Source organism: Nitrospirillum amazonense, from assembly GCF_029594735.1.
GTDB lineage: Bacteria > Pseudomonadota > Alphaproteobacteria > Azospirillales > Azospirillaceae > Nitrospirillum > Nitrospirillum amazonense.
This window is the reverse complement of the sequence record NZ_JARPAF010000004.1, coordinates 1,541,909-1,561,570: the sequence shown is the minus strand read 5'-3', so window position 1 is coordinate 1,561,570 and position 19,662 is coordinate 1,541,909. Positions and strand designations below refer to the sequence as shown.

General features: G+C 70.9%; 15 protein-coding genes. 4 read left to right on the top strand and 11 right to left on the bottom strand.

Annotation, left to right across the window (positions count from 1 at the left end; all coding sequences use genetic code 11):
* From P5F91_RS27600 to hypF, 4 genes are all read left to right on the top strand, one after another.
* A partial coding sequence (locus P5F91_RS27600; protein WP_277908824.1) for a sensor histidine kinase occupies window positions 1-1,344 on the top strand: 1,344 nt, incomplete at its 5' end.
* Entirely contained in the window at window positions 1,328-2,353 is a 1,026-nt protein-coding gene (locus P5F91_RS27595) for an NADH-quinone oxidoreductase subunit B family protein (protein ID WP_145610376.1), read from the top strand. The genes P5F91_RS27600 and P5F91_RS27595, both read left to right, overlap by 17 nt.
* Window positions 2,350-3,804: a nickel-dependent hydrogenase large subunit gene (locus P5F91_RS27590; RefSeq protein ID WP_145610375.1), complete on the top strand. Its 1,455-nt coding sequence runs from the start codon at window positions 2,350-2,352 to the stop codon at window positions 3,802-3,804. Before P5F91_RS27595 ends, P5F91_RS27590 begins: the two co-directional genes overlap by 4 nt.
* A 17-nt stretch (window positions 3,805-3,821) precedes the next feature.
* A complete protein-coding gene (gene hypF, locus P5F91_RS27585; protein WP_277908823.1) occupies window positions 3,822-6,158 on the top strand; it encodes a carbamoyltransferase HypF in 2,337 nt (778 codons plus the stop codon).
* A gap of 49 nt (window positions 6,159-6,207) precedes the next feature.
* Here hypF and P5F91_RS27580 read toward each other — a convergent pair whose 3' ends face one another.
* The 11 genes from P5F91_RS27580 to P5F91_RS27530 all read right to left on the bottom strand — a co-directional run bounded on the left by P5F91_RS27580 (window position 6,208) and on the right by P5F91_RS27530 (window position 19,625).
* Complete coding sequence (locus P5F91_RS27580) at window positions 6,208-7,056, bottom strand: CPBP family intramembrane glutamic endopeptidase (protein ID WP_277908822.1); 849 nt, start codon at window positions 7,054-7,056, stop codon at window positions 6,208-6,210.
* Between the two features lie 37 nt (window positions 7,057-7,093).
* On the bottom strand, window positions 7,094-9,670 hold the full coding sequence (locus tag P5F91_RS27575; protein ID WP_277908821.1) for an excinuclease ABC subunit UvrA: 2,577 nt from the start codon (window positions 9,668-9,670) through the stop codon (window positions 7,094-7,096).
* A 70-nt stretch (window positions 9,671-9,740) separates the two neighbouring features.
* Window positions 9,741-9,971: a DUF2783 domain-containing protein gene (locus P5F91_RS27570; RefSeq protein WP_145610371.1), complete on the bottom strand. Its 231-nt coding sequence runs from the start codon at window positions 9,969-9,971 to the stop codon at window positions 9,741-9,743.
* On the bottom strand, window positions 9,964-11,487 hold the full coding sequence (locus tag P5F91_RS27565) for an FAD-dependent oxidoreductase (RefSeq protein WP_277908820.1): 1,524 nt from the start codon (window positions 11,485-11,487) through the stop codon (window positions 9,964-9,966). Before P5F91_RS27565 ends, P5F91_RS27570 begins: the two co-directional genes overlap by 8 nt.
* Before the next feature lie 54 nt (window positions 11,488-11,541).
* Complete coding sequence (poxB, locus tag P5F91_RS27560) at window positions 11,542-13,278, bottom strand: ubiquinone-dependent pyruvate dehydrogenase (RefSeq protein ID WP_277908819.1); 1,737 nt, start codon at window positions 13,276-13,278, stop codon at window positions 11,542-11,544.
* A 254-nt stretch (window positions 13,279-13,532) separates the two neighbouring features.
* Window positions 13,533-14,150, bottom strand: a complete 618-nt coding sequence (locus P5F91_RS27555; protein WP_277908818.1) for a helix-turn-helix domain-containing protein — start codon at window positions 14,148-14,150, stop codon at window positions 13,533-13,535.
* A 172-nt stretch (window positions 14,151-14,322) separates the two neighbouring features.
* Window positions 14,323-15,144, bottom strand: coding sequence for an alpha/beta fold hydrolase (locus tag P5F91_RS27550; RefSeq protein WP_277908817.1), 822 nt, complete (start codon window positions 15,142-15,144; stop codon window positions 14,323-14,325).
* A gap of 45 nt (window positions 15,145-15,189) precedes the next feature.
* The gene (locus tag P5F91_RS27545; RefSeq protein WP_277908816.1) at window positions 15,190-15,420 is read right to left on the bottom strand and encodes a hypothetical protein; all 231 of its coding nucleotides are present in this window, start codon (window positions 15,418-15,420) and stop codon (window positions 15,190-15,192) included.
* A gap of 31 nt (window positions 15,421-15,451) precedes the next feature.
* A complete protein-coding gene (locus P5F91_RS27540) occupies window positions 15,452-16,414 on the bottom strand; it encodes an alpha/beta hydrolase (RefSeq protein ID WP_277908815.1) in 963 nt (320 codons plus the stop codon).
* 21 nt (window positions 16,415-16,435) lie between these two features.
* A complete protein-coding gene (locus P5F91_RS27535) occupies window positions 16,436-16,996 on the bottom strand; it encodes a helix-turn-helix transcriptional regulator (protein ID WP_277908814.1) in 561 nt (186 codons plus the stop codon).
* A 148-nt stretch (window positions 16,997-17,144) separates the two neighbouring features.
* Window positions 17,145-19,625, bottom strand: a complete 2,481-nt coding sequence (locus P5F91_RS27530) for an ATP-binding protein (protein ID WP_277908813.1) — start codon at window positions 19,623-19,625, stop codon at window positions 17,145-17,147.
* Between the last annotated feature and the right edge of the window lie 37 nt (window positions 19,626-19,662).

Below are 19,662 nucleotides of genomic sequence, written 5' to 3'. Positions count from 1 at the left end.
GCCATGGGCAGCCACGAGCCGGCGCTGCCCTTCGGGGACCGGCCGCCAGAGGCGGAAGGCGAGGGTGAACAGCTGTGGATCGACGTCATCCGCCGCATGGACGTGGTCTACAGCGACCTCGTGGCCTCGCAGGTGGCGCTGGAGGAACAGAACCAGCGCCTGCAGCAGGCGCGCGACTTCATGCACTCCGTCCTCGGGGCCATGAATGACGTGCTGATCGTTTGCGACGCGGCCGGCGCCGTGTTGCGGGTCAACGCCGCGCTGACGGCGGCGCTGGGGCGGGAGGAGGGTGATTTACTGGCGGTCCCCTTGCTGGATCTGTTCGATCCCGCCGACCATGCCGACATCCGGGCCTGCCTGGCCGAGGGGCGCGCCATCGAGGACAAGGGCTGGCACCTGCTGGCGGCGGACGGCCAGCGGGCGGCGGTATCCGTGAATGGGGCGCCCCGTCGCGATGCGCGCGGCCGGTTCGCGGGCATGGTCCTGGCCGGCCGGCCCGTGGGCGAACTGCTGCGCGCTTACCGGGATCTGGACAAGGCGCACCAGCGCCTGCGGCAGACCCAGCAGCAGCTGCTGACGTCGGAAAAGATGGCGGCGCTGGGCCGGCTGGTGGCGGGGGTGGCACACGAACTCAACAACCCCATCAGCTTCGTGTTCGGCAACATGTACGCGCTGAAGCGGTATGGCGCCGCCATCACCAGCTATCTCGCGGCCATCGATGCCGGCAAGCCGCGGGCAGAGCTGGCGGCCCTGCGCGACAGCCTGCGCATCGACAAGGTGCTGGCCGACATAGGCCCCCTGGTCGACGGCACGCTGGAAGGGGCGGAGCGGGTGCGTGACATCGTGCAGGATCTGCGGCGCTTCTCCTCCAACCAGCGTGAGGAGCCCGAGGCGTTCAATCTGGTCCGCCTGATCCACACGGCCACCGACTGGGTGATCAAGACGCAGCGCACCAAGCCGGAGGTGCGGCTGGAGTTGCCGGCCGCGTTGGATGTGGTGGGCCTCAAGGGCCAGCTGCACCAGATCCTGGTCAATCTGGTGCAGAACGCGGTGGACGCCGTGAACGGCCGCGACGGCGCCCTTATCCGCATCACAGCGGGGGAACAGGACGGGTGGATCGTCCTGACGGTCGCCGACAACGGCCCTGGCATCCCGCCGGAGAACCAGGGCAAGATTTTCGAGCCCTTCTTCACCACCAAGCCCATCGGCAGCGGTACCGGCCTGGGGCTGTACGTCAGCTACAACATGGCAGAAAAACTGGGCGGCAGCCTGAGCCACGCCGAAGCGGAAGGCGGTGGCGCCGCCTTTACCCTGAAGGTGCCGGTCGATGACCGCAGTATCTGAACCGCCCCGCCCGCTGCGGCTCTTATGGCTGCAATCCGGCGGCTGCGGCGGCTGCACCCTGTCCCTGCTGGGGGCGGAGAAGCCGGATCTGCTGACGGCCCTGGCGGCGGCCAACGTCGAACTGCTGTGGCACCCGTCCCTCAGCGAGGCGACGGGCGGGGAAGCGCGGGCCATCCTGGAGGCCGCAGCCGCGGGCGACCAGCCGGTGGACATCCTGTGCCTGGAGGGATCGGTCATCAACGGGCCCGGCGGCACCGGCCGCTTCCACCTGATGGCCGGGACGGGCAAGCCCATGCGCGACTGGATCGCCGCCATCGCCCGCCGGGCCGGCTATGTCGTGGCCGTGGGCAGCTGCGCCGCCTTCGGCGGTATCACCGCCGCCGGCGGCAACGAGGTGGAGGCGTGCGGCCTGGCCTATGACGGCACCCGCGTCGGCGGCCTGCTGGGGGCGGGATTCCGCTCCGCCAAGGGTCTGCCCGTCATCAATATCGCCGGCTGCCCCATCCACCCCGGCTGGTTCACCGACACGTTGCTGCAGATCGGCGCCGGCACCTTGAGCGCGGCTGACCTGGATGAGTGGGAGCGCCCCCTGGCCTATACCGCCCACCTGGTCCACCACGGCTGCGCCCGCAACGAATTCTATGAGTTCAAGGCCAGTGCGGAACAGCCGGGCGACCTGGGCTGCATGATGGAGAATCTGGGCTGCAAGGGCACACAGGCACGGGCCGACTGCAACATCCGGCCGTGGAACGGCGGCGGCTCCTGCCTGGACGGCAACTACGCGTGCATCAATTGCACGGCCCCGGGGTTTGAGGAGCCGGGCCACGCCTTCGCTGTCACACCCAAGGTGGCCGGCATACCCATCGGCCTGCCGACGGACATGCCCAAGGCGTGGTTCGTGGCGCTGGCATCCCTGTCCAAGGCGGCGACGCCCAAGCGGTTGCGCGACAACGCCGCACGGCCAGCACCGGTCCTTCTTCCCCATGACAAGCGCAAGGACAGCGCATGAGCCGCCTGATCGTCGGTCCTTTCAACCGTGTCGAGGGCGATCTTGAGGTGCGCCTCGACATCAGCGCCGGCATGGTGGCCGATGCCCGCGTCGTCTCCCCGCTCTATCGCGGGTTCGAGGCCATGCTGGTGGGCAAGCCGGCGCTGGACGCGCTGGTCTACGCGCCGCGCATCTGCGGCATCTGTTCCGTGTCGCAATCCGTGGCCGCGGCGCGCGCGCTGGCGGCGACGGGTTCCGGGCCCTTGCCGGCCAATGGCGGCCTGGCCATGAATCTGATCCACGCGGTGGAGAACGTCGCCGACCACCTGACGCACTTCTATCTGTTCTTCATGCCCGACTTCGCCCGCGCCGTTTACGCGGGGGAGCCTTGGTATGCGGGCACGGCCGCGCGGTTCACCGCGGTGAAGGGCGGCGCTGCGCAGGAGTTCCTGCCCGCCCGGGCGGAGCTGATGAACCTGCTGGGCATCCTGGCCGGCAAATGGCCCCATACCCTGGCGGTTCAGCCCGGCGGATCGACGCGCGCCGTATCGCGGGCCGAACTGGCGCGGCTGGGCGCCCTGCTGGCCGCCTTCCGCCGCTTCCTGGAGCGCACCCTGTTCGCCGATGCGCTTGAGGCGGTGGCGGCCCTGTCGACCCGCGACGCTTTGCTGGCCTGGATGGAGGCGCGGGTGGATCGGGGTGACTTCGCCCGCTTCGTCGCCGTGTCCCAGGCGGTTGGCCTGAACCGCCTGGGCCGTACCGACCTGCGGCATATGAGCTTCGGCGCCTATCCCTCCGCGGAAGGGCCGCTGTTCCCGCGCGGTATGTTCAGGCAGGGCGTCGGCAGCATCCTGCCGGTCGACCGCATCACGGAGGATGTCAGCCACGCCTGGTACCGGTCCGACCCGGACGCGGCACCGCGCCCCCCGCGCGAGCCGGGGATGCCGCCGGATGCCGCGCGGGACGACGCTTACTCCTGGTGCAAGGCGCCGCGCCTGGACGGGGAGGTGGCGGAGGTGGGCGCCCTGTCGCGGCAGCTGGTCGCGGGGCACCCGCTGCCGCGCGACCTCGTGGCACGGGACGGCGCGACGGTCGAGGCGCGGGTGGTGGCGCGGCTGCTGGAGGTCGCCCTGGTCACCATGGCCATGGAACGCTGGGTGCGCGCCGTCGACCCGGCGGCTCCCTTCATCGACCATACACCCCTGCCGATGGTGGGCGAGGGGGCTGGCCTGACGGAGGCCGCCCGGGGCTCCCTGGGTCATTGGGTGACCATCCAGGGTGGGCGCATCGCCAATTACCAGATCATCGCCCCCACCACCTGGAACTTCTCCCCCCGCGACGCCGCCGGCACGCCCGGCCCGCTGGAGCAGGCGTTGCGCGGCGCCCCCGTCCGCGAGGGGGAGGGCGATCCGGTGGCCGTGCAGCACATCGTCCGTTCCTTCGACCCCTGCATGGTCTGCACGGTGCATTGATGGAGGCCGCCGGCGCCATGGCGGGCCGTTGCATCCGGGTGCGGGGCCTGGTCCAGGGGGTAGGCTTCCGGCCCCACGTATGGCGCCTGGCCCGCGTGCTGGATATTGCCGGTGATGTCGCCAATGACGGGGAAGGCGTGATCATCCACGCCTGGGGTGATCCTGCGGCGCTGGACGGCTTTCAGGACCGGCTACGCCGCGAGGCACCGCCCCTGGCGCGCATCGACGCCATCGAGGTCGTCCCCCACCGTGGTCCGGCGCCCCATGGCTTCACCATCGCCGCCAGTGCCGCCGGATTAACGCGGACAGGCATCGTGCCCGACGCGGCCACCTGCCCCGCCTGCCGGGCGGAACTGTTCGACTCCGCCGACCGGCGCCAGGGCTATGCCTTCGGCAACTGCACCCATTGCGGTCCCCGGCTGTCCATCGTCAGCGCCATCCCCTATGACCGCGCCAACACGGCCATGGCAGCCTTCACCATGTGCCCGGACTGTGCCGCCGAATACGCCGACCCCGCCGACCGCCGCTTCCATGCCCAGCCGACGGCCTGCCCCGCCTGCGGTCCCCGGCTGTGGCTGGAGCCCGCCCCGGAGGAGGGGGCGGACCCGCTGGACGCGGCGGCCGCGCTGCTGTGCGCCGGCGGCATCATCGCCGTGAAGGGTATCGGTGGCTTCCACCTGGCCTGTGATGCCGCCAACACCAAGGCAGTCGCGGAATTGCGGCGGCGCAAGGCGCGCGATGCCAAGCCCTTCGCGGTGATGGCCCGATCGGTGGATGAGGTCGGCCGGTATTGCCGGCTGGACGACGCGGCCTGCGCCCTGTTGCAATCGCCTGCGGCGCCCATCGTGCTGCTGCCCAGGCGGCCCGATGGCGCGCCGCTGCCGGACGGGCTGGCGCCGGACCAGGACCATCTGGGTTTCATGCTGCCCTACACGCCGCTGCATCACCTGCTGATGGCCCGGGTGGACGGCCCCCTGGTGATGACGTCGGGCAACCGGTCGGATGAACCGCAAGTCATCACCAACGAGGACGCGCGGGCCCGCCTGGCCGGATTGGCCGATGCCTGGTTGATGCACGACCGCGCCATCCTCAACCGCCTGGACGACAGCGTGGTCGCTGCCACCGGCGGTGCGCCCGCCATCCTGCGCCGGGCCCGGGGTTACGCTCCGGCGCCGTTGCCTCTACCACCGGGCTTCGGCGATCTGCCGTCCACCCTGGCCATGGGCGGCGAGCTGAAGGCGACCTTCTGCCTGCTGCGGGAGGGGCAAGCCATCCTGTCCCAGCATGTCGGCGACCTGGAAAACGCGGCCGCCCTCGATGACTACCGGGTCCTGCTGCGTCTCTACCGCGACCTGTTCGATTTCACGCCGGCGGTGATCGCCGTTGACGCCCATCCGGATTATCTCTCGACCACGCTGGGCGCCGCGATGGCGCGGGAATGCGGCGCCCGGCTGGTGTCCGTGGGGCATCATCATGCCCATATGGCCGCCTGCCTGGCGGATGCCGGTATCGGATTGACGGAGGGGGGGGACGCCACCTTCGGCATTATCCTGGACGGTCTGGGCCTGGGCGCGGATGGAACGCTATGGGGCGGCGAGATCCTGCGCGGGGGATACCGTGGCGTGACCCGCGCCGCCCATATCGCCCCCGTGGCCCTCGCCGGCGGGGCCGCCGCGATGCGTCAGCCGTGGCGCAACTTGGTAACCCAGCTACGCCAAGCCTTCGGTGAAACGTGGCGGAACCAGGCCGCGCCCGTGCTGAAGCACCTGCCGCCTGAGGCGCATGTGGCCGTGCTGGAGCGCATGCTGGAAACCGGCACCAACGCGCCACCCTGCTCCTCGGCGGGTCGGCTGTTCGACGCGGTCGCGGCGGCGCTGGGTATCCATCCCGCGCGCATTGGGCATGAGGCGCAGGCCGCGATGGCGCTTGAGGCGCTGGCGCGTCCTCATATCGCCACCGCGCGTCCTTATCCGGCGGCATTTGGGGCCGACCATCCCGTGGTGATCGACTGGGCCCCGATGTGGCAGGCGCTGTTGGGCGACTTGACCGCCGGAGAGGCGCCGGGGCTGATCGCAGCCCGCTTCCACCTTGGCCTGTCCGAGGCGCTGGTGCAGGCGACGGGGCGGGCGGGGGCGGGGCCCGGCGCCCTGGTCGCGCTGTCGGGCGGTGTCCTGCAGAACCGCATCATCCTGCACGAACTCCAAGCCCGCCTGCGGGCCGCGGGCTGGCGGCCTGTGATACACGGCCAAGTACCGGCCAACGATGGTGGCTTGGCGCTGGGCCAGGCCGTGCTGGCCGCCCTCATCGCTGACGGCTGCGGACTTGATCGATGTTTTACACGACATCAGAAATAGGTTTCCTCTCGGCCCCAGGCATTCGGATGGCGCGGCCGGCGGGCGGCGGTCATCCCGCCGCTTGCAGCATGGGATAGGTGAACAGGAAGAAGTGGGTGGCGTTCAGGCCCACGTGGGCCAGGATGGCCGCCGGCAACCCGCCCCGGCGGTAGACCAGGCCATAGCCGACGCCGGCGACGGTGCCCAGCACCACCCAGCGCGGGCCGCCGCCCAAGTGGGCCAGCCCGAAGAGGGCCGAGGCTACCAGCAGGGCGGCCGTCCGTCCCCCTCGCCAGCGCTCCAATAGGCGCGTCAGTCCGCCCTGGATGTAGCCGCGGAACAGCGCCTCCTCCGCCACGGTCACGAAGGCCAGGTTGTCGACCAGCCAGAGGCCGGCATCGGCCGGGCATTTCGGTGCCCAGGTGACGGCCCCCAGCGCCAGGGCTGCCGTCAGGCAGGCGGCTGAGGCGCCCAGCCAGCCTGCCGCGGCCGCAGTCAGCGTGGCGCGCGGCGGCCGCAGATCGCGGATCGCCGGCATCACCATCAGCAGCCACAGGCCCACCAGCGGCTTGTCCAGGTTCAGGTAGAGGCTGAAGGGCACGGCATCCGGCGTGATGCGCACCGGCCCCAGGGCGCGCGGGTTGTGAAAACCCGGCCATAGATGGGCGGACAAGGCGGCGGCCAGCGCCAGGAACAGGCCGTTACCCAGGGACCGGACCAGGGGTTGGCGGCGCGATCCCACCGCCCAGGCCGCGAGGCCCAGCAAGGCCAAGGCCCCGCCCGCCGGCCAGCCCAGCTGTCCATTCACGGCCGCCGCCGCGTAGCCCACGGCCAGGGCCCCCAAGGCCCAGAGACGGAAACGATCCGTCCAGGCGGCGGCCGTGGCCAGCACCAGGGCGATCCAGGGAAGGGTGGTCATCGGCGTCCGGTTTGGGGTGGGGGCGGCTCGGCCTTCCCTAACCCAAGCGCAGGAAGGGCCGCAAGTGGGGCGCCGTGCGGCTGTCGGGCGATGCCGCCACCACCGCCGGCACTCCGGCCGCCACCACGCGCCCGCCCTCGTCGCCGGCGCCGGGGCCGATGTCGATCACCCAGTCGCTGGCCGCCGCCACGCCCATGTCGTGGTCCACCACCACCACCGTGTTGCCGGCCGCGACCAGGGCATCCAACTGGGCCACCAGCCGCTCCACATCCGTGGGATGGAGGCCCGTAGTAGGCTCATCCAGCACATAAAGGGCGCCGCCCCGCTGGGCCCGCTGCAGTTCCGTCGCCAGCTTGATACGCTGCGCCTCCCCGCCGGAGAACTCGGTGGCTGGCTGCCCCAGCCGCAGATAATCCAGCCCTACGTCACGCAGCACCGTCAGCGACCGTTGGATGGCCGGCACGTCATGGAAGAAGTCGGATGCCGCCGCCACCGTCAGGCCCAGGACGTCGGCGATGGTCTTGCCGCGATAGGTGATCTCCAGCGTCTGGGCGTTGTAGCGGGTGCCGTGGCAGACGGGGCAGGGGGCGTAGACGCTGGGCAGGAACAGCAGCTCCACCATGACGGAGCCCTCGCCCTCGCAGCGGGGGCAGCGCCCCTTGGCCACGTTGAAGGAGAAGCGGCCGGCATCGTAACGGCGCCGCTTGGCCTCGGGCGTCTCAGCGAACAGGGTGCGCACATGGTCCAGCAGGCCGGTGTATGTCGCCAGGTTGGACCGGGGTGTGCGGCCGATGGGCTTCTGGTCCACCCGGATCAGGCGCTTGATGCCGCCCAGCGCATCCTTGGGCCCGCCCTCGATGCGGCCCTCGGTCTCGGCCACTGGTTCCTGTTCCAGCATGGCCTCGGCATCGGCCGGCGGCTCTTCCACCGCCACCGGCGCGCCCAGGGCCTTGCCCACCAGGTCGACCAGCGCCTGGCTGACCAGACTGGACTTGCCGGAGCCGGAGATGCCGGTGACGGTGGTCATGACGCCCAGCGGGAAGGCGCAGTCCAGGTTGTTCAGGTTGTTGCGGGTGACGCCGGCCAGGCGCAGCCAACTCTGGGGCGCGCGCGGCGTCCGCCGCGGTCCGCCCTCCGCCGCGAACAGATGGCGGGCGGTCTCGGAGGCCGCCACGCGCCGCAGCCCTCTGGGCGGCCCGCTGTACAGGATGCGCCCGCCGCCCTCACCGGCCGCGGGACCGACATCGACGATCCAGTCGGCATGGCGCACCACGTCCAGGTCGTGCTCCACCACGAACAGGGAATTGCCCATGGCCTTCAGCCCGTCCAGTGCCCGCAGCAGCGCCTGGGTGTCGGCCGGGTGCAGGCCCGCCGACGGCTCGTCCATCACATAGACCACGCCGAACAGGGTGGAGACGACCTGGGTCGCCAGGCGCAGGCGCTGCAGCTCCCCGGGTGACAGGGTGGGCGTGCTGCGCTCCAGCGTCAGGTAGCCCAGGCCCAGGTCCAGCAGCACGGCCAGGCGCCGGCATAGGTCGGCGGCGATGCGGGCGATGACGATGGCCGTTTCCGGCCGCGTCCGGCGCAATTCCCCCAGCCGCTCCGAGCCTTCGCCGGCATAGGCGGCGAACAGGGACGCTACGCGCTTCAGCGGCAGCTGGCCCATGACCGCGATATCCAGGCCTTCGAAGGTCACCGCGAGCGATTCCGGCCGCAGGCGGCGGCCGGCGCAGGTGGGGCAAGGGCTGCTGACCATGAAGCTGGCCGCGCGCTTTTTCATCATGGCGCTGTGGGTGGTGGCGAAGCTGTGCATGACGTGGCGGCGCGCGCTGGAGAAGGTGCCCATGTAGTTGGGGGGCAGCTTGCGGCGGATGGCCTCCTTCACCTCGGCGGCGGTGAAACCCGGGTAGACCGGCACCTCCGGCTGTTCCTCGGTGAACAGGATCCAGTCGCGCGTCTCCCGGGGCAGGTCGCGCCAGGGCGTGTCGACGTCGATGCCCAGGGTGATCAGGATGTCGCGCAGGTTCTGCCCGCCCCAGGCCGTGGGCCAGGCCGCCACCGCCCGTTCCCGGATGGTCAGCGACGGGTCCGGCACCATGCTGGCCTCCGTCACCTCATGCACCCGGCCCAGGCCATGGCAGGTGGGGCAGGCCCCCTCCGGCGTGTTGGCGGAAAAGGCCTCCGCCTCCAGCAGGGGCTGGCCCGGCGGATAGTCGCCGGCGCGGGAGTACAACATGCGCAGGAGGTTGGACAGGGTGGTAACGCTGCCGACGGAGGAGCGCGCGGTGGGCGATCCGCGCTGCTGCTGCAGGGCCACGGCCGGCGGCAACCCCTCGATGGTGTCCACATCCGGCACGCTCATCTGGTGGAACAGCCGGCGGGCGTAAGGCGACACCGATTCCAGGTAACGGCGCTGCGCCTCGGCGTAGAGGGTGCTGAAGGCCAGGGAGGATTTGCCGGAGCCGGAGACGCCGGTGAACACCACCAAGGCATCGCGCGGAATGTCCACGTCGACATTCTTCAGATTATGCTCCCGCGCGCCCCGTACCCGGACGAAGCCGGCCTTGGCCGTGTCTGTATCGGCGGCGTCTTCGGGATCATGACGGTCGTGCATCCATGCCTCCTCGCGCCGGGCAAGGTCCCGGGCCAGGGTCAAGGTGCCATAGCCGGCCGGCCCGTGGCATTCAACCTTGGTCGGGCGCTGCCGTTCGTGCCCGCTCGATGGCGGCCAGCACTAGGGGCACGTCACCCACGGCGTTGGCCAGCAGCAGGACCAGGCGGGCGTTCAGGGCGGCGCTGGCCTCGAACGCCAAGCCCTCATGCGCGGCCAGCAGGGCGGCGTAGATGTCGTCACCCTGCCCCCCTAAATGGTCTTGGGCCAAGCGGTCCTCGGCCAGGGGATCGATGTCAGTCATGGGCGGGTCCTCCCAGGGCGCGCTGATGGGCGCGGCGGATGGTGGTGGCGTCGACCCCGACGGGGAAGCGGGCGGCGACATGCTGGTCGGGCCTGATGAGATAAAGCGCGCCGGCGCCGTAGCGCTGGGCGGCCAGGCCGCCGGCCGGCAGCCGCAGCAAGGGCAGGCCTGTTTCCGCCGGGACCACGATGTCGCCCACCGCCAGCAGGATGAACCCCCGCCCCAGATGGTCCAGCAGGAAACCATCATCCAGTGGCGCGTCGGGGCAGGGCGTGCCGGGTGCCAGCAGACCGGGGGCGCCGGGCTCGGCTGGGGTCTGCAGCGACAGGCCGGCCAGGGAACAGGGCAGGGACAGGCGGCCGGAATTGACCATGCGGCGGGCGAAGGCGTGGTTGGCCGCCAGGTCCAGCACCGCCTGGCGGAACAGGCGCTCCATGGCGCTCTTGGGCGTCATGAAGGTGGTGGCGCGGGCGGAGTTCAGGATGTTCTCGTCCGCCCCCCGGCCGCGCTCCTCATCGTAACTGTCCAGCAGGGCGGCCGGCGCCCGGCCTTGGACCACCAGGGCCAGCTTCCAGGCCAGGTTGTCCGCGTCCTGGATGCCGCCATTGCCGCCCCGGGCGCCGAAGGGGGAGACGACGTGGGCACTGTCGCCGGCGAAGATCACCCGGCCGTGGACGAAGTGCCGCAGCCGCCGGCACTGGAAGGTGTAGACGGAGGTCCAGACCAAGCGGAAGGGACGGTCACCCACCATGGCGCGGACGCGGGGGACGATTCGTTCCGGCCGCATTTCCTCCGCCGGATCGGCATCGGGGCCCAGTTGCAGGTCGATGCGGTAGATGTCGTCGGGCTGCTTGTGCAGCAGGGCGGACGGGCCGTTGTGGAAGGGCGGCTCGAACCAGAACCAGCGCTCCGCCGGGAAATCGGCCTTCATCTCCACATCGGCGATGAGGAAGCGCTCCTCGAAGGCCTGGCCGGCGAAATCCAGGCCCAGCAGGCCGCGCACCGGCGACCTGCCGCCATCGCAGGCAACCAAATAGTCCACCGTCAGGTCATGGGCGCCGTCGGGCGCTTCCACCCGCACGGCCACACCCGCGTCCTCCGGCGTGACGCCCACCACCCGGTGGCGCCAGCGCAGGTCGATCAGGTCGGGAAAGTCGGCGCAGCGCGCCACCAGCAGGCGCTCCACCTCATGCTGGGGCAGGTTGATGAAGGCCGGCATGCGGTGCCCGTCCTCCGGCAGCAGGTCGAAGGCGTAGACCTGGCGGGGACCATGGAACAGGCGTCCCACCTTCCAGGTGACACCCCGGTCCACCATGGGCCTGGCGACGCCCAGCCGGTCGAAGATCTCCAGCGTGCGCTTGGCCCAGCAGATGGCGCGGGAGCCCGCGGGCAGCCGGTCATTGTCGTCCAGCACCACGGTCGCCACGCCGCGCAGCGCCAGGTCGATGGCGGTCGCCAAGCCCACCGGTCCGGCGCCCACGACGACGACCCGCGGGCGCCTCTCGTTCCGATCCATTTCCCGATCCCCCCGGGCGCACTGTAAACGCCCGGGGAAAGGCGGGCAAAGGCCTTACCGCCAGAGGTTGGTCCTGGCCAGGTCCACCAACTCGTCGCCCCGGCCGCTCATCACCGCCTTCAGCATGTACAGGGTGAAGCCCTTGGCCATCTCGGCGTTGATGGCCGGCGGAATGGGCAGCTCCGTACGCGCCACCACGGCGTCCACCAGCACGGGGCCGTCATGGGCGAAGGCCTCGCGCAGGCCGGGTTCCACCTCATACGGGCGCTCAAGGCGAATGCCCTTGATGCCCACCGCCTCCGCCAGCGCGGCGAAGTTGGGGTTGTCCAGGCCGGTGCCGAAAGGCAGGAAGCCGGTGGACTTCTGCTCCACCTCGATGAAGCCCAGGGCGCCGTTGTTGAAGACGATGATCTTGGCCGGCAGGCCCCGCTGCTTGAAGGTCAGCAAATCACCCATCAGCATGGTGAAGCCGCCGTCGCCGGACAGGGACACCACCTGCCGACCGGGGAAAGCCGCCTGGGCGCCCAGCGCCATGGGCATGGCGTTGGCCATGGACCCATGCCAAAGGGAACCGATCAGGCGTCGCCGGCCGTTCATGGCCAGGTAGCGCGCGGCCCACACCGTGGGCAGGCCGACGTCGAAGGTGAAGACGGCGTCCTCGGCCGCCAGGTCGCTGACGGCCTTGGCCACCTGCTGCGGATGGATGACGCCGTGGCCGGCGCCAGGGGTGGCCAGGGCGTCCAGGTCCGCCCGTGCGCGCTGATAGTGTTTTACCGCCTTTTCCAGATGGGCGGCGTCCGTCTTCGGGGCCAGGCGAGGCAGCAGGGCGCGCACGGTGGCGCCGACATCGCCCACCAAGCCCAGGTCCAGCGACGCCCGTCGGCCCAATTGCCTGGGGCGGATATCGACCTGCGCCACCGCGACGCCGGCCCCCTTGGGATAGAACTGGCGGTAGGGGAAGTCCGTGCCCAGCATCAGCAGCATGTCGGTATCCAGCATGGCGTAATAGCCGGAGGAAAAACCGATCAGGCCGGTCATGCCCACGTCATAGGGATTATCGTATTCCACATGCTCCTTGCCTTTCAGGGCATGGACGATCGGGGCCTTCAGCGCTTCCGCCAGCGCCACCACCGCGTCATGGGCGCCGGCGCAGCCCGAGCCGCACAGCAGGGTGACGCGGCCGCTGCGGTTCAGCAGGTCGGCCAGGGCGTCCAGCTCCGCGTCCGCCGGCACCACCACGGGCGGCTTGGGCACCAGGCCGGCGGGTTTGGGCCGCACCTCCGTCACCGCTTCCTGCAAGGCGACGTCGCCGGGGATGACGACGACGGAAACACCCTGCTCGCCGATGGCGGTGCGGATGGCGATTTCCAGGCTGCGCGGCATCTGGGCGGGATCGGACACCAGCTCGCAATAATGGCTGCATTCCCGGAACAGGTCCTGGGGATGGGTTTCCTGGAAATAGCCGGATCCGATCTCGGGCGAGGGGATGTGGGCGGCGATGGCCAGCACAGGCACGCGGGACCGGTGGCAGTCGAACAGCCCATTGATCAGGTGCAGGTTGCCCGGCCCGCAGCTACCGGCGCAGACGGCGATGGTGCCCGTCAGGTGGGCGTCGGCGCTGGCGGCGAAGGCCGCCACCTCCTCATGCCGTACGGGGATCCATGTGATGTCGCCCCGCCGGCGCAGGGCGTCGGTCAGGCCGTTCAGGCTGTCGCCCACGACCCCATAGATGCGTTTGACGCCGGCGGCGGCCAGCGTGGCGGCGAATTGGTCGGCAACGGTCATGGACATGGGCGGTCACCTCGCGGCATTGGGGGTGTGGATAAAGCCGGCCCCGGGACGGGGAGTTCCCCCGGGACCTTGCGGGTCACGACGTGCGACGGCGCCTGGCCCCATCGCCGTCGGTGGTGCGGATGCCCCCCATCTTTCCCTCGCGGATGGGTGCCGGTCTTGTTGGAGGTGGCGGTACTTTGAAGGTTAGGCGGGCAAGGGCGGGCCGTTGCCCGCAACGCTGCGACCGGCGCCGAAAACCGGAACGGACGCCTTCAATTGTCCCGGCTGTGTGTGGGCCGCCCCCAGGTGCGCCGCCAGCGCAACGGCGTTTCCCCCACGAACTGGCGGAACAGCCGGGTCAGGTGCGCCTGGTCGGCCATGCCGCAGCCATAGGCGATCTCGCTCAACGGCTGGTCGGTGGTCAGCATCAGGATCTGGGCCTGGCGCACGCGGCGCTTCACCACATAGGTATGCGGCGTTTCGCCGACACTGGCGCGAAAGGCGCGGGTGAAGTGGTTGGTGCTGAGGTTGGCCAGGGCGGCCAGCTGATCCACCGGCAGCGGCCGGGCCAGGTTGGCCTGGATATGGCCCATGACGCAGCGCAACTGCCAGGGGGCCAGGCCGCCCTTGTTGGCCCCGGTCTCGGCCGCGGGCGCCGCGGACAGCAGGATGGCCTCATCCACCGGTGCCTTTTCCGTGCCGTCCAGCAGGGCCGCCAGCTGGTCCAGGCAACCGCGCGCCCGTTCCAGGTCGTGGTCCAGCGCCGCCTGGGCGGCGGTGACGAGCGTGACGATGCGCCGGTCGTCCCACGGCGCCGCATGAGGCAGCGGAGCCGGTGGGGGCGAGAGGAAGGAAACGGGCCGCGTCGGGGTCTGGAGGTGCGCTTGCATGGGACAGGCTCCTGGGCAGGGCGTGTTGACGTCGCCACGGTGCCCTTTCGCCCGCCCCGGAACATCCCATACCTAGGTTTGCTACCCCCCTACGCTGGTTTGTGGGGCTTCTGACAGAAACGGGGCGGGAGACAATCCTGCCCCGCCCCGTGCCCCGGCATCCGCTTGGGCCTCAGCTTCGCAGGAAGGCCAGCAGGTCGGCGTTCACCTGGTCCTTGTGGGTGGTGCAGGTGGCATGGGGCGCGCCGGGATAGATCTTCAGCTCCGCCCCGGGGACCAGGCGCGCCGTGGCCATCGCGGTCGGCCCCATGGGCGCCGTCTGGTCGTCATCGCCATGGATGATCAAGGTGGGTAGGCGGATCTCCGCCATCTCCCGCCGGAAGTCGGTTTCGGAGAAGGCGGTGACGCAGTCGATGGTGGCCTTGATGGATGCCTGTGCCGCCATCTGCAGCGTCTGGTCCAGGATCCCCTTGGACACTGCGGCCTCCGGCCGGTTGGTGCCGAAATAGAGGACGCTGAAATCCGCGACGAACTGGGGCCGGTCCTGGGCGATGGCGGCGCGGATGCCCGCGAAGCCTTCGGCCGGCATGCCCTCGGGATTATCGTCGGTCTTCAGGAAGAAGGGTGTCACCGCGCTGACCAGCGCCAGCTTGGCGACGCGGCCGGCACCGTGGCGGGTGAGATAGCGCACCATGTCGCCCCCGCCCATGGAAAAGCCCACCAGCACCACATCCCTCAGGTCCAGATGCTCGATCAGTTGCGCGACGTCGTCGGCCAGGGTGTCGTAGTCATAGCCGTCCCAGGGCTGGCTGGAGCGGCCGAAACCCCGGCGGTCGAAGGCCACAGCGCGGTAGCCGTTTCGCGCCAGGTGCAGCATCTGGTATTCCCACATGTCCGCGCTCAGCGGCCAGCCGTGGCTGAACAGGACGGGTTGGCCGCGGCCCCAGTCCTTGAAATAGAGATCGGTGCCGTCGCGCAGGGTCAGGGTGCTCATGGGACTACCTCGGTTTCATGGGGGAAGGGCGGACGGTACCGGCCATCAGCGGGGCGGGCTTGAAGGAAAGGCGGGCGTCTGTCCGAAATCTCCGCCCGTTATCAGCGGCATCCCGTCTTTCTTCCGCCCGCCCTGTCCATTGCCCGACGCCCAGGTCCGCAGGCGGGGCATCAGCCAGTCGACCTGGGCCAGCAGCAGGGCACCGCCGCCGGGACCGGTGCAGCAAGTGCCGGCCAGGGCCAGCAGAACACGCAAGGCGGGGGCGTTGGGTGCCATGGGGCGCTCCGTCGAAAGTGGTTTGGGTGGCTTAGCGGCCGAAGGCGTCGGTCAGCGCGCGTTGCGCCACGGCCAGGGCCGACAGGGTGGGGGCGGTGTCCGCCAGCCCATCCAGCCAGAAGAAGTCGTGGATGGTGCCCATCAGGCGCAGGGCGCTGGCGTCCACCTCCGCCCGCATCAGGCGGCGGGCCAGCGCTTCGCCGCCCTCCCGGGCCAGGTCCGCCTCCGCCGTCAGGATCAGCGTGGGCGGCATGCGGCGCAGGCGATTGGGGGCAAGGTCCAGGGGCGACAGCCCCGTCCAGGCCGGTTGGCCGGGGAAAGCCTGGGCCATCACCGCCGGCAGGTCGCAATGGTCCAGCCAGGGGGAGGACAGGGTGTCCGGCGCCGCCGGCCCCAGCAGGGGATGGAACAGCAGCAGCAGGCGAAAGCCCTCGCTGGGCGGCAGGCTTGCGGCCAGCAACGCCGCCATGGCCCCGCCGCTGCCGTCGCCGGCCGCGGCCATCCGCGCGGTGTCCAGCCCGTGGTCCCGTCCTTGAGCGCGCGTCCAGTCCAGGGCGGCGCGCGCCTGCCTCAGGGACTGGGCGGCTGGCATCCCGCCATGGTCGACGAAGACCAGGGCGGCGCCGCAGGACCGGGCCAGCGCGGCGGCCGCGCCGCCATGGGTGTCCCAGCCGCCCAGCGCCCACAGGCCGCCGTGCAGGTAGAACACCACCGGTACCGGGCGCGCCGTCCCATGGTTGGGACGGCAAAGGTACAGTGATATCGCTTCGGTGCCCGGCACGGTGAGGTGGACGACGGGTTCTTCCACCGGTGGCGCGTCCGCCTGCAGGCGCGTGGCGATGGCCCGCCGCGCGGCCGGGTCCAGGCCGGGGGCGTAGGGCAGCAATTCCGCCTCAACCACGCGGTCAAGAAAGCCTTGCACGCCCGCATCCAGGGTCAGGCAGTGCGCGGCAGGGTCCAGCCGGGGGCCCTTGGCGGTCAGGTCGTGGATCATGGGGCTATGGTCCGGCACGGGTCAGGCGATCAGGGAAACGTCGACGGCGTTGGCGCGGCGCCAGCTGGCGGGGCTGCTGCCCGTGGCCTGACGGAACAGGCGGCTCAGGTGCGCCTGGTCGGCGAAGCCGCAGGCGTCGGCGATCTCCGCCAGGGCGTCATCGGTGTCCAGCATCAGGGCCTTGGCCCGTTCCACCCGTCGGCTGACGATGAAGGCGTGCGGCGACATGCCGAAGGTCTGGCGGAAGGCGGTGCAGAAATGGCTGGTGCTGAGCTTGGCCTCGGCGGCCAAGTCCTCGTTGCACAGGGCGCCGCCCAACCGCCGCTCCACCAGGGCCGCCACACGGCGGGCCTGCCAGGGCGCCAGGCCGCCACGCGCCGCCTCTTCCTGCGGGCGGTGCAGCAGCAAGTCGCGCACCTTGACGATGCGGTCGCGCGCCTGGGCCACGTCATGCTCCACGGCATGCATGGCCTCCTCCAGCAGGCGGGCGATGGTGGCCAGGTGGCCGGCGGCCGGCAAGCCGGCGGGGGGCAGGCCGGCCAGGGTGTGAAAGGCGTCCAGGGCGGCGACAGGGGCGGTCATGTCTTCCTCCATCCGGTGGGCGTCCCCTTCCGCGGCGTGTCGGGCGGGGGACCGTGATGAAGGCAGTGTCGGTCAGGCGACCACCAGGCTGGGAGTTAAGCGATGTGAAGCGTTGTGTACCGGTTCCTATGCCGTTAAGCCGGGGGTGTTAAAGCAGGGGGCCGTGCCAGCCGGCGTGAGGCTCCGGCCGTGCCAGGACCATGGCCCGCGCCTCGGCATTGCCGGCCACGGCGAACATCTCAACCTGCATGGCGCTGGCGGCGGCGATGGTGTGGCCCCCCAACCGGCCCAGGGCGGCGCCATAGCCATGGACGAAGATGTTCCAGTGGTCCAGGGCGTGGCGGGTGGTGCGTTGGGCCAACCGGTCGATCCAGCCGGTGGCGAGATCCCTCTCCCCGGCGGCAATGGCCACCGGGATGGCGCCGATGGCCAGGCAGTAGCACAATGACAGGGCGTGATCGATGGATGTGGCGTCCTCCGCCGCCGCGCGCGCCAAGTCCAGGGCGTCGCGGACATCCCCCATGGCCCAGCGCAGGCGCATCAGCAGGGTCAGGGCGGCCAGCTTGGCGTCCACCTGGGCATGGTTGGCCAGGTTGACACGCACCGGATCGGCATCGGCCGCCATGACCGTTTCCAGCAATGCCAGGCCTGCCGCATGTTCCCCCCGGAAATGGTGGGACATGGCGCGCATGCGCATGCCCGTCAGCCGCTCTGTCAGGCCACCCTCGGGCCCCACGCGGGCGGCGAACGCCTCGGCCGCCGCCAGACTGTCCGCGTAGGCGCCGGCCAGGGTGTGGTGGGCCCAGATGCCCCATTGGGCGCGGCGCGCCAGTCCCTCGTTGCCAATGCCTTCCGCGATCTCCAGCGCCTGGCGGAAGGCTTGGCCCATGGCCGGCACAGGCCCCCGGGTGTGCCACAGGGCGTGGCCATAGGCGGCCAGCAGTTCCACCCGCCGTGCCGGGTCGGCGGCGCCCTGTTCATCCAGGATGGCCAGGATGCGCTCCGCCCGCCCCAGGAACTCATGCGGCAGCGACAGATGGAACCACAGCGAGGCGCTGGCGACGATCAGTGTGAGGCCCAGGCCGATGTCTCCGTCCTCGCCCACCGCCCAGTCCAGGGCGCCGCGCACGTCATCGATACGGCGGCTGTGGGTGGCCAGCCAGTCGCGCGGTGCCTTGCCCTCCCACGAGGCCTGGGCGTCGCTGAACAGCGAGATCATGTGGCGGGCGTGGGCGGCGCGGACGCGGCCATCCAGGCCGGTGTCGACCAGGCGCTCATGCCCGTAATAACGGGTGGTGTCCAGCAGGCGGTAGCGGGTGGTGGCGCCGTCGCGGCTGCTGACCACCAGGGACTTGGCAACCAGGTCGGCCAGGCCGTCCAGCACCTCCATCTCCCCGCCGCTGGTCAGCCCCCGGGCATCCGCCGCGTCGAAGCCGGCGCGGAACACCGACAGGCTGATCAGCAGCACCTTTTCCTCCGGCGCCAGCAGCTCATAACTCCAGTCCAGGGCGGCGCGCAGGGTGCGGTGGCGGGGCAGGGCGGTGCGCCGGCCGCGGGTCAGCAGGTTCAGCCGGTCATGCAGGCGGCTGGCCAGTTCCGGCAGCGCCATCAGGTCGACCCGGGCGGCGGCCAGCTCGATGGCCAGGGGGATGCCATCCAGGCGGCGGCAGATCTCGGCCAGCGCGGGGGCGGTCGCGTCGTCCACGGTGAAGTCGGACCGCACAGCCCGCGCCCGCTCGAAGAACAGGGCGGCGGCGGGATAGGACAGCACGGTGGCCGCATCCTGGGCCTGGCCGTCGGGGATGGGCAGGGCGGGCAGGCGGTGCACCCATTCGCCGGCGGCGCGCAGCGGCTCTCGGCTGGTGGCCAGGATCAGCAGGCCGGGCACGGCGAGCAACAGCCGTTCGGCCAGGCCGGCCACGGCATCCACCAAATGCTCGCAATTGTCCAGCAGCAGCAGGCTGGGGCTGGCGGATAGGGCGGCCACAATGGCGGCGAAGCAATCCGTGCCTGAGGCGGGCAAGCCCAGCGCGGTGGCCAGGGTGCCCTCCACCCACGCCGCGTCGGACACGGGCGCCAAGTCGACGAAGCGCACGGTGGCCGTCTGGGCCAGCGCTGCCGCCGTGGCCAGGGCGACGGAGGTCTTGCCGATGCCACCCGGGCCGGCCAGCGTCAGGAAGCGCCGCTCCGGCAGTTCCGTCGCCAGCGTGGCCACCACCTCCGACCTTCCCAGCAGGCGCACCAGGGGCCGGGGGGCAGCGGGCTCAGCGGCCGGGCGGGTGGCGACCTCCACCGCTGGTGTCTGGGTCTGGGTGTTGCGGGTGACAGGCAGGGTGAGGCGATAGCCGCGCCCCGCCTCGTTCACCACCAGGCCGTCATCGCCCAGGGCCTTGCGCAGGCCGGACAAGTGCACGCGGACCGCGCTGTCGTCGATGGCCTGGCCGGGCCAGACCTCGGCCAGCAGGCGGTCGCGGGTCACCAGCCCGCCTCCGGCGGCGGCCAGCACAGCCAGCAGGTTGGCGGCGCGGCCGCCCAGCTTCACCGGCTGCCCCGCCTTGGCCAGCGTCATCTGCGGCACGTCGAAGGTGAAGCTGCCGAAGGTGTAGCGTACGCCCTGCTCGTTCATCATCCGAACCGCCAACCCCCAAACGGCATGTCGCAATCAT